The organism is Secundilactobacillus yichangensis (assembly GCF_016861565.1).
GTDB classification, from domain to species: domain Bacteria; phylum Bacillota; class Bacilli; order Lactobacillales; family Lactobacillaceae; genus Secundilactobacillus; species Secundilactobacillus yichangensis.
In genome coordinates, this window is the sequence record NZ_BOLK01000011.1 from 73,774 (window position 1) to 87,796 (window position 14,023).

A 14,023-nucleotide genomic window follows, 5' to 3' on the forward strand; every position below is an offset into this window, starting at 1 on the left:
AGAGAAAGAGAAGAGAGGGTCAAAAGTGAAAGTTGAAAAGCTGGAGAACTTGACTGAAACTGATAAAAAGGTACTGATGGCTATTTGGCTCGCGGGTAATTTAGATGCTCACTCGTTTATTTCTGCAAAGTATTGGCAGGACCGGGTTGCTGAAGTTTCAAAACAATTATCTGAAGCAGTTATTTACGTGGTTCAGCAGAATCACCAGATTATTGGTTTCGCCGGTATGATGACACACTATTTGGCGGGGATGTTTGTTAAGCCAGGTTACCGGGATGCCGGTATTGGCAGCCTGCTGTTATTTGCATTAAAGTCGGATTACCAGCAAATTCGATTAGACGTTTACAAGAAAAATGCTAAGGCCATTCGTTTCTATCAGCGGCACGATTTCAACGAAACGGATCAGTCAGTAGATCCGGATACGGGTGAAGTTGAGTTAAAAATGAAGTGGCAAGAATAGGGTTAACTGTGAGAGTGTGACACAACTCGGTAGATTCCAGAGTTTAACGTGAATAATGCCTATTCCGCATTTTGCGGAATAGGCATTATTTGCGTTAAATGGCCGAAATCTGAGTTTTGAAACGCAGTTAGGCGATATAACCGGATAAAACCGAAGTACAGTCACAACTAATTCGGATTAAGGATTGATTGAAATACTTACCAATATAGACTTATGGCACAGTCCTTTTTGCGATCAGCTTCTGATAAACACTCATTAAATTTTAATTTTAATGTTTACTAGTAAACTTACATATGCTAAACTGACATCATCATGTAAGCTGATTGATTTAAGAAAGGACCGATTTGATGACAACTGTAAATGAGTATTTAGCAAGCGTTCGTGCTGATATTGTAAAGCGTGATCCTAATCAACCTGAATTTTTAGAAGCGATTGATAACTTTTTTAAAACGCTGACACCTGTACTGGAAGCTCATCCAGAGTACGTTAAGGCTAATATTGTTGACAGGTTAATTGAACCTGAACGGGTGATTCAGTTTCGGGTACCATGGGTAGATGATGATGGCAAGGTTCAGGTCAACCGTGGTTTCAGGGTGCAGTTTAGTGCCGCTATCGGTCCGTATAAGGGTGGCTTGAGATTTCATCCGACAGTCAATTTATCGATCGTTAAATTCTTGGGTTTTGAACAGATTTTTAAAAACAGTCTGACTGGGCTGCCAATTGGCGGTGGTAAGGGTGGCTCTGACTTTGACCCGAAAGGTAAGTCGGATAATGAAGTGATGCGCTTTACGCAGAGTTTCATGACTGAGCTTCAAAAATACATCGGTCCCGATTTGGATGTACCAGCTGGTGACATCGGTGTCGGTGCGCGTGAAATTGGCTACTTGTACGGCCAATATCGGCGACTGAACGGCTATCAAGCAGGGGTTCTGACCGGAAAAGGGCTGACCTTTGGCGGTAGTCTGGCACGGACAGAAGCTACCGGATTTGGTTTGCTGTATTATACGGATGCCTTGTTGAAGGCTCAAGACATGGCAATAAAGGGTAAGAAGATCAAAATCTCTGGTTCCGGTAACGTTGCTATTTACGCCATTCAAAAAGCAACGGCATTAGGGGCAACGGTTGTCACGGCTTCAGATTCCAATGGTTTTGTCTACGATCCTAACGGGATTGATTACCGCATTGTTAAGCAAATCAAGGAGGTCGAACGGGGGCGCATCAAGGAATACGCGGACCGGGTTGAGACAGCCACCTATTATGAAGGGTCGGTTTGGGACTTTGATACCGATTACGATATTGCGTTGCCATGTGCGACTCAAAACGAAATTGATGGTCCAAAAGCTGAGCGATTAGCTAAAAATGGCGCAGCGGTTGTTGCTTGTGGTGCGAATATGCCATGTACACCCGAAGCCGTTGCCGTTTTCAAAAAGCAGCGGGTTATTTTAGGGCCAGCTAAGGCGGCTAATGCCGGAGGGGTGGCTGTATCTGCTCTGGAGATGAGTCAAAATAGTGAGCGGTTGGCTTGGACCTTTGAAGAGGTTGATAATCGCTTAAAGGATATTATGGAGAATATTTTTGCTGAATCAGCTGCTGCAGCTGAAGAATACGATCTTGGAACAGATTATCTGGCAGCTGCTAATATTGCTGGGTTTACCAAGGTGGCTGATGCCATGATGGCACAGGGAATTATTTAGGGTCATTTGCAATACTTATCGTTTGAATGCTTGTTTATCCCTAGTCTTGCTTAGTGTAAAAGGATTATAATGGAGAAGTAAATTAACGCGAGTTGAAGAAATTCAGTTCAAAATTTTTTTGATCTTATAATCAGGGGGCATTTAAAATGGGGATAATTCTGGTATTTATATTTGGCTTGATGACGGCCATGGGGGGACTGTCGTGGTGGTATGCTGCTCACTATAACGGCTTAGTCGGCACAACGAGAGTCCTCACCATCATCAGTGTCGCGGGTTTATTGTTCAGCTTCGGATACGTTTATAAAAACGGTTGGGTAAAATCTAGGCAAACAGCGCCAGCTTCGCAAACGACAACCGTACATTCTAACCAGTATTTTGCGCAGAAGAGTTCGGAATCTGCATCAATCGTTCAGCATCATAAAAATGAACAAAATGTGCTGCAGCAGTTACAGAAATCGTACTCAAAAAACGTCGGTGATGTTAGTTTTAATCAAGGAAACAAGACGTTTACGATTACGCCAACTAATAGTAAATACGTCAAAGCAGTCACGACGATGTGGAAATACCCAAAGACCAATGCCAAGTCGATTAAAACGATGTCGGATAACTATTTAAAGATGTCGCGGTCAATTGACAAGTCTTTAAATGATAGTTATACCTTGCAGGTAAAGAAATCAAAGAGCGGTCCGGTAATCTTGTCTGTTAAGGATGGGAAAGCTACCGTGATGAATGAAAGTCAGCAAAAATAGCAAACAGTATTAAAAAATAAATGGGGAAGCACCCGGTAAAATTCAAATCAATTTTACCGGGTGCTTTTTTAGGCTATTTACTTATCTAGGCGGATGACTACAAGGCTTGAGATAATTTTCACAATTATAGAGAAGTGAGTTAAAGGATAAGTTATTTTAAAAACAGCTTGACAGCAAGAGTGGAAGGGCTTACATTTATTGATGCAAACGTTTGTACAAACGTTTGCATCAGAAAAATCATTATAAAGTGGAACAGCAATATTCTTTGGGTTACCTGCAATTATTTTTAGAAATGTTGTTCTGATAATAAAACATCACTTAATCAATATTTGGCCGATATTTTTAAGAGATGCTGCTTAAATACTTTTGTAGAGGGATGTAAGATATGGAAAAATGGTGGGGAAATGCAGTTGTTTACCAAGTTTATCCTGCAAGTTATCAAGATAGTAACAATGACGGAATTGGTGATTTACCAGGTATTACCGAACGCTTAGACTACATTAAAAAGCTTGGGGCTGATATCGTTTGGCTGAGTCCCATTTATAAATCACCACAGGTTGATAACGGTTATGATATTGCAGATTATCGAGCCATTAATCCTGATTTTGGAACGATGGCAGACTTTGATGTCTTACTGAAAAAGGCTCATGATTTAGGTCTAAAGATTATGATGGACATTGTTGTTAATCATACCTCGGATCAGCATCAGTGGTTCAAGGAAGCCTTAAAAGGCAAGGACAATCCTTACCGCGATTACTATATCTGGAAAGATGGCAAAAATGGAAGCGCTCCCAACAACTGGGGATCATTTTTCACTGGTCCTGCTTGGGAGAAGGATGATCACTCTGATCAATATTATTTGCATCTGTTTGCAAAGGAACAGCCAGATCTTAATTGGGAAAACCCTAAATTACGTCATTCCGTTTACGAGATGATGAACTGGTGGGCAGATAAGGGGGTCGATGGCTTCCGGATGGATGTCATTAATTACATTTCAAAGCCTGAAGGGCTTCCAGACGCCAAGAAAGGCGCGGATGAACTTTATGCTAACCCTGAACCATTGGTTGCAAACGGACATCGCATTCATGAATTCTTGCAGGAAATGAACCAAAACGTCATGAGCAAGCATGATGTAGTAACGGTTGGTGAAGCGCCATCTGTTACCACAGAAGAAGCTAAGAAGTACGCTAATCTGGATGATAAAGAACTTAACATGGTTTTCCAGTTTGAACACATGTGCTTGGATGGCAACGATAACCCTGCTTTAGGGCGTTGGGCTGATAAGAAGGCTAGCTTGAAAGACTTACGTGCTAACCTAACCAAGTGGCAAGAAGCTTTAGCTGGTAAGGCTTGGAATTCATTATATTGGAATAACCATGATCAACCACGAGTTGTTTCACGTTTTGGTGATGACAGTACTGAAGAATACAGAGTGTTAAGTGCCAAAATGTTAGCAACCATGCTACACATGCAACAAGGGACACCGTACGTTTTTGAAGGCGAAGAAATCGGTATGACAAATGCTAATTTTGATAAACTTGACGACTACGTTGACCTTGATTCTATTAACTCTTATCACCAGATAGTTGATCAGCAGAAATTAATAGACGGTAAGACAATGATGACTTATATTGCTAAGCATAGTCGTGATAATGCACGAACTCCAATGCAATGGGATGGTACCGAAAATGCTGGCTTTTCTAAGCACAAAACTTGGGAAAAAATGAACCCGCGTTATCACGATATTAACGCCAAAAAAGCGTTGGCTGACAAGAACTCTATTTTCTATTATTACCAAAAATTGATTAAACTACGGCATGAATTGCCGGTAATTACTAACGGCACATACGCTCTTGTTAAGGATAACGATAAAGACGAGCAAGTTTATGCTTATACGCGGAAAAACGCCGATACAACGTTGCTAGTGATTTTAAATTACACTAAGGAAAACTTAAAACGGCACTTCAACATACCATCAACTGCAAAAGTGTTGATCAGTAATTATTCGGATGACCAAGGTGATAATATTCGTCCTTACGAAGCAAAAGTCTATCAATTTTAACGAACTAGGTTAGGAGTGTGATAAAAATGGAAAAATCTTCAACGGTTTCATTAAAGAAAGATAAAGAGCCGGAACCAGTACAAGTTGCTGCGGATGATAATTTACCAACTTTACCAATGAAGACGATTTTGGCCATGACATTTGGCTGTATTGGGGTCAACATGGCATTCACGTTGCAGGGTTCACAGATGAGTCGAATTACTCAAACGATTGGCGTTAACCCTAATAGTTTAGGTTTCTTCTTCCTATTGCCACCACTGTTGGGAATGCTGGTTCAACCACTGTTAGGGAAGTATTCTGATAGTACTTGGACTAAGTTTGGCCGGCGGATTCCATATTTGCTTGTAGGTGCGCCTATCACAGCTGTTGTGATGGTGATGTTACCATTCACAGGTTCTTTTGGCTTCGGATATGGCTCCGTGATAGCGCTGGTATATGCTGCAATTGCCATTGCACTGATGGATATGTTTAGTAATATTTGTTTAGCACCGTTCCGGATGCTTGCTGGGGATATGGTTAATAACAAGCAAAAGAACTCAGCATGGTCATGGCAGCAGATCTTTGGTTATGCAGGTGGTATTTTAGCTGCGCTATTGCCATACCTGTTAACTAAAATTGGTTTAGCCAATACGGCTGCTAAAGGTAAGGTTCCTGATACGGTAATTTGGGCTTACTTGATTGGTGCTGCAATTTTGTTGGTGACGTGTGCAGTAACTATTTTCAATGTTCATGAATATGATCCAGAAACTTACGCTAAGTATCACCAAATTGCCGTTAAAACGAAAGCAACTTCAGTTAGTTTATGGCAATTAGTCAAAAAAGCTCCACGTTCATTCTGGGAATTAGCTATTGTTCAATTATTCAGTTGGATCGGTATTATGTATACTTGGACATACGCAACGGGTGCTATGGCAAAAAACATTTGGAATACCACTAATCCTACGTCAGCAGGCTTCCAAGCCGCCGGTAACTGGTATGGTGTTATGACCGCCTTCTACAGTGTTGCCGCATTACTTTGGGGCTTCGTCTACGCTAAGACAAAGCCAAACCAGCGTAAATTCTGGTACTCATTTGGCCTCTTTGCTGATGCGTTGAGCATCATCATTGTTGCCCTGACGCATAATCAGTGGATCGCACTGGCTGCATTTGCTCTTTATGGTATCGGGAACTTTACAATCAACACTTTACCATTCACAATGTTAACCTCTTCGCTGCACGGTGAAAATGAAGGCTCTTACTTGGGATTGTTCAATATTGCTGTTTGCATGCCACAAATTATTGGGTCGTTACTGAGTTTCTGGCTCTTCCCGCTATTAGGAAACAGTCAACCAATGATGATGATTTTCGGTTTCATTGCAATGATTATCGGTGGGATTTCAGTAGCAATTGTGCATGAAGGTAAGTAGAATAGTAAGCGCTTGCTTTTAATTTTTGCTTTAACGTTGTAAACTTCAAGTTATTATGGCAAAGAGGAGATGGTGCTAGTGATTACAATTAAAGATATCGCGAAAAGAGTTGGTGTTGCACCATCAACAGTTTCACGGGTGTTAGGGAATAAAGCAGACTTCTACACAGCAGAGACGGTTGAAAAGGTGAGAACTGCAGCCCGGGAATTAGGGTATAAGAAGAACCAATCAGCCGCTGAACTGGTAAAACAGCATAGTAATGTGATCGCAGCAGTGGTGAGTTCCGTCAAGACTAATTTTGCGGGTGAAATTATTGAGGGAATTCAAAAAGAAGCTGCTGAGTATGGCTATAAGTTGATTATTGTCTATTCACATAGTGCTGACCCAGTGGAACAAAGAAGTGCTTTAATGACAGTAATTGAGCGTCCAGTAATGGGCATTCTGCTATTATCAATGGCACTATCCGATGATAACTTAACGTTGCTGAAAGAATCACAAATACCGTTTTGTTTTTTATCAATGGGGTTCGATGATGAGCGGCCGTTTATCAGTTCTGATGACGAGGAAATTGGTTATCGAGCAACAAAATACCTGGTCGATAAGGGTCATCGCCATATTGGTTTTGCGGGGCTTGACCAGTATCCCAATACCGGTCGATTACGGTTGGCCGGATATAAAAAAGCACTTGCTGAAGTTAGTGTTACGCCTGAAGAATATTGGGTGCAATCTGGTGATTACAGTTATGAATCCGGACTTAAGGCTATGCAGCAGTATGGGGGTAAGACTGATTTGACTGGTGTTGTTGCCGCTAGTGATATGGTCGCAATTGGTGTTTTAAATCAAGCTCACCTTTTTGGTATGCGAGTACCTGATGACTTATCAATCATAGGGATTGATGGTACCGAAATGTGTGAAATTGTTCAACCGCAGTTGACTAGTGTCTCTCAGGACTTTTATAAAATGGGAGTAGCAGGTGTTCAGCGTCTGCGACAATTAGATTTAAAGGATCAATCAGTTAAAAATAAGCAAGAGTTTGTACCCATTAAAATTACAGAACGCGGTAGTGTCAGTCCCTCATTAAACTGAAAGACGTAAAAAGCCCACTGGTCGGTTGTTACCGATTAGTGGGCTTTTAGTGCAGTAGAGCTATTCTGCAGCAGCTGGTTTTGAGACTCCCGCCGTTTTTTGCTGATCAAACACGATACGTGTCTGCTTAGTCACTGGCGTCAAAATCAAATAGTGATCATCATTGACATCTGAACCATAACCGCCGTAATAGTGACTCCCGATTTTTTGAGGCTGAATACGCTTATTGAAGGTGTAATTAGTCAGCAATAGCTCACTGGCCATAATTACGTTGGCATCACCATACTGGACGGTTTTTACCGGATAAAGTTTCAGTCCAAACTGCTCGCCGTGGGCTTGCTGAGTAGCTGTTAACGGATATGAGATTGGCGCAGCATACTTGCTGGGATTATCGTGAATTGCTTCGTTAATTTTCAAGTACTGCTGTAACGCTTTAACTTGTGACGGGTCACTCTTGGCTTTTTGCAGCCGTTTCAAGCCCGATTTGATACCGCTAATACTGCTGGCGACTTTGGCTTGCTGGGCAGCAACACCAGTCTGAAAAGCTTTCCGGTCTTGATATTTAGCCCACTTAATTTGTTTAGTTGCAGACCGTTTAGACAGTTGTTTTAGTGTCACCTGATGCTTACCAGCTGGCAGCATGTACGTTGTTGCTTTACCATTTTTAAGAACGAAAAGTGCAGTGACCGCACTCTTAGCTGTGACCCGATTTTGAGATTGAGAAAAATGATACCAGATTCGTGACCGTGCCGTTTGACCAGATTTAACCAGTGCTAATTTATCAACTGGTTGAGTCTGATTTTTTTGATTACCACAGGCAGTCATTAAAAAGCCAGTGAATAAAATTAAAATGCCGAATAATAAGTGTTTATAGCGGATCAAGGGATTCCCTCCTAAAAAGAACGTACCAAATACATTACTGACTAAAAATCAATTCTACTATAAAAAGGGAAATAATAACATGGACGCGATTGAATTCCCAACGGTAAAATTAGTCCCGTGTTTGAAAACGGTTACAAATTATTCGTGTGAAAATGTAAACGAGGATAAAAAATATTCATTTTAATTATGCAAAGTGAAAGATTACGATAAATAGCGTTAGAAATGCTGATATGTCAACCTCATAAGCAAATGTAATAACCTAATGAACGTTTGACTATAATGGGGAACGGTTATTATTCTATGTATGTTAGTGAATAATATCACGATATGACGCTTATTGTTACTTATATTCAGTCACAAAATTAATGGAGGTCAAGAAAATGGCAGACTACAGAATTGAATCAGACACGATTGGCGAAGTTAAGATTCCTTCAACTGCACTTTGGGGTGCACAAACCGAAAGAAGTCGTAATAACTTTCCAACTGGCGAAAAGATGCCGCTTGAAATTATCAAGGCGTTATTACAGATCAAAAAAGCCGCAGCCACTGCTAATAAAGAATTAAAGAATATTGATGGTGCTAAAGCTGACTTGATTGTTGAAGCAATCGACAGTTTATTAGCACTTAGTGATGAAGACTTACGTAAGGACTTCCCACTGGTTGTTTATCAAACTGGTTCAGGGACTCAAACCAACATGAACGTTAACGAAGTTGTTGCTCATCAAGCAGCTAAGATCAATTCTGACGTTGAAATCTTACCAAACGATGACGTTAACAAGGGTCAAAGCTCAAACGATATCTTCCCAACGGCTATGAACATCACGGCTGCAAGCGCAGTTAGCCGCTTGGAAGACTCAACTCAGCACTTAATTGATGAATTAAAAGTTAAGCAGGAAAAATACTGGAAGACGGTTAAAATTGGCCGGACCCACTTACAAGATGCGACGCCGTTGACTTTTGGCCAAGAAGTTTCTGGCTGGGTCAGTGCTTTGGAACATGATTTAGATTACTTGAAGACCTTGGGTAAAACCCTCAGCGAATTAGCAATGGGCGGTACTGCAGTTGGTACTGGTTTAAACGCTGCGCCTGGGTTTGCCGGCATTATCGCTGACAAGATGGGTGAAATTTACAACCTTCACTTTACGGCCGATACCAACAAATTCTACGGGTTGGCTCACCATTCTGGCTTAAACGTCGTCCACGGTGCCATCAAGACGTTAGCTGCTGATTTAATGAAGATTGCTAACGATGTGCGTTTCTTGGCTTCAGGTCCTCGTGCCGGCTATGGCGAATTGAACATCCCAGCTAATGAACCCGGTTCTTCAATCATGCCAGGTAAGGTTAACCCAACTCAAGCCGAAGCCATTACTATGGCAGCCGTTCGAGTAATGGGTAACGACGTGGTAGTTGACCTGGCATCCAGCCAAGGTAACTTCGAAATGAACGTTTACAAACCAGTTTTGATTTCGGCCTTCCTTGAATCAGCTGAATTACTGGAAGGGACCATGCGCGGTTTCGCTGACAAGTTGATCCATGGCTTAACCGTTAACTCACAACGGATGGAAGAGTTAGTTGACCGTTCATTGATGACCGTTACCGCCTTGTCACCACACATTGGTTACCATGAAAGTGCCACGATTGCGCAAGAAGCCCTCAAGGAAGGTACTTTGCTAAAGGAAGCCGCTTTGAAGTCTGGCTTGTTAACTGAGGAAGAGTACGATAAGTGGGTTGTGCCAATCAACATGACGAATATCGATCAAAAGTAAATTAAAAATAATACCGTAATAGATTAAGAACAGGAGCAAAACAATGGCTGAAAAATTTCATTTCCAACCAACTTCACTCACGAAATTGCGTAAACACTACGACGTGATTGTGATTGGTTCAGGGGCAGCTGGTATGACAGCTGCCATTCAGGCACACGAGTTAGGCTTAAAGCCCGTTATCATTGAAAAAATGGATAAATTGGGCGGTAACACTAACCGGGCTTCATCAGGCATGAACGCTGCTGAAACCAACGTCCAGCTGCAGCATCACGTGGTGGACAGTTACCAAGAATTCTACGATGAAACTTTAAAGGGCGGCGGTGGCAAAAATAACACCGAACTGCTGAAGTACTTTACCGAACACGCAGCCTTAGCAATCGACTGGTTAGCTGACCATGACATTCGCTTGGATGCGTTAACGATTACCGGTGGAATGAGCAAGATGCGGACCCACCGTCCCAGTTCACTAGCTGCCATTGGCGGCTTCCTGGTGACTGAACTGCTGAAGCAAGTGCAAAAAGCCCGGATTCCGCTATTCGCAGGATTGAAAGTTACCGAATTAACTACTGATGACGACGGTAAGGTTACCGGTGTACGCGCCACTACTGGTAAGCAAAGTGGTCCGCTGACAGCGGATGCAGTTGTTCTGGCTGCTGGCGGTTTCGGTGCCAACCAGGAGATGCTGACAAAGTATCGGCCTGATTTAAAGGGAATGAAGACTACTAACCAGCCAGGTGCAACTGGTGATGGGATCAAGCTTGCTCAGGCTCTAGGTGCCAAATTAGTTGATATGGATCAAGTTCAAGTCCACCCAACCGTTCAGCAGGATACGCCACATGCTTACCTGATCGGTGAAGCAGTTCGTGGTGAAGGCGCGATTTTAGTGAACAAGCACGGAGACCGGTTCGTTAATGAATTGGACACGCGAAAGAACGTTACCGCAGCCATTGACGCTTTAAATGAGAATGGTGCCTATTTAATCTTTGATCAAGGCATTCGTGACCGTGCCAAAGCAGTAGAATTTTACGATTCAATTGGATTGGTTCACACGGGTACTTCACTGGATGATTTGGCCAGTCAATTAGGCTTCGACGCGGATGCATTGAAGCAAACGGTTGCTGACTGGAACACTGCTGTTGCTGATCAGAACGATCAGGCATTTAACCGGACTACCGGGATGGACCGCGATATTTCAACCGCACCATTCTTTGCCATTCATATTGCACCGGCTGTCCATTACACGATGGGCGGGATTGCCATCAACCATAAGACGGAAGTGCTTAACGATGATGGCGAGGCCATCAAAGGGCTTTATGCCGCTGGTGAAATCGTTGGCGGCCTTCACGGAAATAACCGAATTGGCGGTAACTCGATCGCTGAAACAGTGATCTTTGGCCGTCAAGCCGGCGAACAGGTCTTCAACTACATTCATGAAAAATAAGCGTTTATATTAGGAGAGTAAGGGAAATGACACTCAATAAAGTTAATTATAAGAAATTTATCTTGCCGATAGCTGTCGGCCTGATTATCTGGTTTCTGGCCCCATTTAAGCCAGTTGCCGTTTCACTGGTTGCCTGGCATATGTTAGCTATTTTTATCGCCACTATTCTTGCCTGTATTACTCAACCCTTGCCTATCGCGGGGTCAGCACTTATTGGAATTACATTATCCGTTTTACTTGGCGTCGTGAAGATGGAAGACGCGGCTTCAGGTTTTGGGAACGATACTGTTTGGATGATTGGAATGGCCTACTTCCTGTCACGTGGTTTCATTAACACGGGACTGGGTCGTCGGATCGCTTTGATTTTCGTCCGTCTATTTGGTAAGCGAACCCTTGGCTTGTCATACGCCTTGATTGGTGTGGACCTGGTCACTGCACCAGCTACACCAAGTAACACGGCTCGTGCCGGTGGAATCGTTATGCCAATTATTGAATCTCTGTCGGAGACTTTTGGCTCATCACCTAAAGATGGTACGCAAAGCAAGATTGGTTCATACCTGATGTTTACTGAATTCCATGGTGACATTATTACATCTGGGATGTTCATGACTGCCATGGCACCTAACTTGGTTGCCGTTGCTTTAGCTAAAGGCATGCACGTTCAGATTTCTTGGATGGGCTGGTTCATTGCCGCACTTGTTCCTGGTATTATTTGCTTGCTTGTGGTTCCATGGTTGATTTACAAGATGTATCCACCAGAAATCAAGGAAACACCAAATGCTAAAGAATGGGCTGACAAAGAGTTAGCCGAAATGGGTAAAATGTCATTGCCTGAAAAGATCATGGCTTCTGTTTTCGTAATTGCCTTAATTCTCTGGATGGTTTCTAGTTTTATTGGTTTGGAAGCTTCTACGGTTGCATTCTTAGCCGTTGTTTTACTGCTATTGACTGGCGTGTTAAGTACTAAGGATATTTTGAATGAAACTGGTGCATGGAACACGATTATTTGGTTCTCAATTTTGATTTTCATGGCCAATGAATTAAACGTTTTAGGCTTTATTCCTTGGTTATCAAAGGCCTTGGGTACAAGTCTTCACGGTATGAGTTGGGAAATTGTCCTTGTGGTATTGGTGCTGTTCTACTTCTACAGCCATTACTTGTTTGCGTCAGGTACTGCGCACGTTACTGCAATGTACGGCGCTTTGCTGGCCGTTGCTATTTCAGCCGGTGCACCAGCAACCTTTGCCGCAATGATCCTTGGATTTACCGGCGCCATCTTTGGGTCAACGACACAATATGCTAACGGTCCAGCTTCAGCATTATTCGGTGCTGGTTACAATAAGCAAAGTGACTGGTGGCGTTTAAACTTTATTTTGGGCTTATTTTACATCGTGATTTGGGGCGGTGTTGGTTCAATCTGGATGAAGATCCTTGGTATGTGGTAAAAAGTTAATTTAAAATCAAAAAAGTTGTACCTACTATTTTTGCAGGCACAACTTTTTTATTTGTGATAAGCTATGGTGAATGAGTTGATCTAAAGGGAGCACAACGATGAACACGAAAGACCTAGCCTATTTTAAAGCCTTAGTTGAAAAGCGGAACTATACAGCTGTCGCTGAGGCGTTTAACGTTTCTCAACCGACTGTGACGCAAGCGGTAAAGCGGCTGGAACGCGAATTTGAAGATGAATTAGTCCACGTGGACCGGACCCATAACCGAACTGAAATCACGCGTTCAGGGCAGCTATTGTACGAAAAAGCCAGTACGATTACGGCCAATTTAAATTTAGCGCATCAGGAAATCGAAAACGCTAAGTTATCAAGGATTCGGTTCGGTTTGCCGCCAATCATCGGCTCAATGTACTTTCCGTCACTGGCTGGCCAGCTGTTAAAGGATGGTCTCTTACAACGCCTTGATGTGTTGGAAACGGGATCGGGTGGTTTACTTAACGCGGTGAAGGCTGGCGAAATTGATATTGCGCTACTAGCCTCGGTTTTACCATTACACGATCCGTCGTTGAAGGTCATTCACCTTGGCAGCCGGCCATTTGTGATCGTTGTTAGTCGTCACCATCCTTTAGCTAAACGCGGGAGTGTTTTTTTCAAAGAGCTGGCAAACGAAGAGTTTATTATGTTAAATCGTAAATTCGTCCATCCCAAAGCATTTAAGGCTTACTGCCAGTTCTCAGGGGTTAATCCTTCCGTCATTTACAAGACGCCGGACATCTCCTGGATCACTAGTCTCGTTAAAGAGAATCTGGGGATCAGCCTATTGGCTCGTGACGTTGTCAGCTCTAGTGATGAAGATGAACTGGCTTGTTTGCAGGTCCTTGATCCGGTGGCGGAACGGTTTAATGTGTCCATCGTCATTCGGCAGGGGTATGTTTTGACAAAAGAAGAAGAACACTTTATTAAAGACTTGAAGCAATTAAAGATTCCGCATAATGGTGAATAATACGTACTAAAAACCGGGTAACT

At 42.6% G+C, this 14,023-nt stretch carries 11 protein-coding genes; 10 read left to right on the top strand and 1 reads right to left on the bottom strand.

Features of this window, described 5'->3' with window-relative positions; genetic code table 11:
• Positions 1-25: 25 nt before the first annotated feature.
• The 6 genes from JUE95_RS09345 (at position 26) to JUE95_RS09370 (ending at position 7,457) form a co-directional block, all read left to right on the top strand.
• Positions 26-460 (top strand): GNAT family N-acetyltransferase, encoded by a 435-nt coding sequence (locus JUE95_RS09345; protein ID WP_203650931.1) that lies wholly within the window; start codon positions 26-28, stop codon positions 458-460.
• 347 nt (positions 461-807) lie between these two features.
• Complete coding sequence (gene gdhA, locus JUE95_RS09350) at positions 808-2,154, top strand: NADP-specific glutamate dehydrogenase (RefSeq protein WP_203650932.1); 1,347 nt, start codon at positions 808-810, stop codon at positions 2,152-2,154.
• A gap of 146 nt (positions 2,155-2,300) precedes the next feature.
• Entirely contained in the window at positions 2,301-2,903 is a 603-nt protein-coding gene (locus JUE95_RS09355) for a hypothetical protein (RefSeq protein ID WP_203650933.1), read from the top strand.
• A gap of 385 nt (positions 2,904-3,288) precedes the next feature.
• Positions 3,289-4,965, top strand: coding sequence for an alpha-glucosidase (locus JUE95_RS09360; protein ID WP_203650934.1), 1,677 nt, complete (start codon positions 3,289-3,291; stop codon positions 4,963-4,965).
• A gap of 116 nt (positions 4,966-5,081) precedes the next feature.
• Positions 5,082-6,371 carry an SLC45 family MFS transporter gene (locus JUE95_RS09365; protein WP_235995405.1) on the top strand — a complete coding sequence of 430 codons (1,290 nt, stop codon included), beginning with the start codon at positions 5,082-5,084 and terminating at the stop codon, positions 6,369-6,371.
• Positions 6,372-6,440: 69 nt separating this feature from the next.
• Positions 6,441-7,457 (top strand): LacI family DNA-binding transcriptional regulator, encoded by a 1,017-nt coding sequence (locus JUE95_RS09370; protein WP_203650938.1) that lies wholly within the window; start codon positions 6,441-6,443, stop codon positions 7,455-7,457.
• A 60-nt stretch (positions 7,458-7,517) separates the two neighbouring features.
• Here JUE95_RS09370 and JUE95_RS09375 read toward each other — a convergent pair whose 3' ends face one another.
• Positions 7,518-8,339, bottom strand: coding sequence for a hypothetical protein (locus tag JUE95_RS09375; RefSeq protein WP_203650939.1), 822 nt, complete (start codon positions 8,337-8,339; stop codon positions 7,518-7,520).
• Between the two features lie 380 nt (positions 8,340-8,719).
• Between JUE95_RS09375 and JUE95_RS09380 the strand changes: the two genes are divergently transcribed.
• The 4 genes from JUE95_RS09380 to JUE95_RS09395 all read left to right on the top strand — a co-directional run bounded on the left by JUE95_RS09380 (position 8,720) and on the right by JUE95_RS09395 (position 14,000).
• On the top strand, positions 8,720-10,105 hold the full coding sequence (locus JUE95_RS09380; RefSeq protein WP_203650941.1) for a class II fumarate hydratase: 1,386 nt from the start codon (positions 8,720-8,722) through the stop codon (positions 10,103-10,105).
• Between the two features lie 43 nt (positions 10,106-10,148).
• Positions 10,149-11,546 carry a flavocytochrome c gene (locus JUE95_RS09385; RefSeq protein ID WP_203650943.1) on the top strand — a complete coding sequence of 466 codons (1,398 nt, stop codon included), beginning with the start codon at positions 10,149-10,151 and terminating at the stop codon, positions 11,544-11,546.
• Positions 11,547-11,572: 26 nt separating this feature from the next.
• Complete coding sequence (locus tag JUE95_RS09390) at positions 11,573-12,991, top strand: anion permease (protein ID WP_203650945.1); 1,419 nt, start codon at positions 11,573-11,575, stop codon at positions 12,989-12,991.
• Positions 12,992-13,097: 106 nt separating this feature from the next.
• Entirely contained in the window at positions 13,098-14,000 is a 903-nt protein-coding gene (locus tag JUE95_RS09395; protein WP_203650947.1) for a LysR family transcriptional regulator, read from the top strand.
• Positions 14,001-14,023 lie beyond the last annotated feature (23 nt).

Bases quoted from the DNA above. Each gene is read 5' to 3' on its own strand.
- JUE95_RS09390 (WP_203650945.1), top strand. From the start codon at position 11,573: ATGACACTCAATAAAGTTAATTATAAGAAATTTATCTTGCCGATAGCT.
- JUE95_RS09365 (WP_235995405.1), top strand. From the start codon at position 5,082: ATGAAGACGATTTTGGCCATGACATTTGGCTGTATTGGGGTCAACATG.
- JUE95_RS09380 (WP_203650941.1), top strand. From the start codon at position 8,720: ATGGCAGACTACAGAATTGAATCAGACACGATTGGCGAAGTTAAGATT.
- JUE95_RS09360 (WP_203650934.1), top strand. From the start codon at position 3,289: ATGGAAAAATGGTGGGGAAATGCAGTTGTTTACCAAGTTTATCCTGCA.
- JUE95_RS09385 (WP_203650943.1), top strand. From the start codon at position 10,149: ATGGCTGAAAAATTTCATTTCCAACCAACTTCACTCACGAAATTGCGT.
- JUE95_RS09395 (WP_203650947.1), top strand. From the start codon at position 13,098: ATGAACACGAAAGACCTAGCCTATTTTAAAGCCTTAGTTGAAAAGCGG.
- gdhA (WP_203650932.1), top strand. From the start codon at position 808: ATGACAACTGTAAATGAGTATTTAGCAAGCGTTCGTGCTGATATTGTA.
- JUE95_RS09355 (WP_203650933.1), top strand. From the start codon at position 2,301: ATGGGGATAATTCTGGTATTTATATTTGGCTTGATGACGGCCATGGGG.
- JUE95_RS09370 (WP_203650938.1), top strand. From the start codon at position 6,441: ATGGTGCTAGTGATTACAATTAAAGATATCGCGAAAAGAGTTGGTGTT.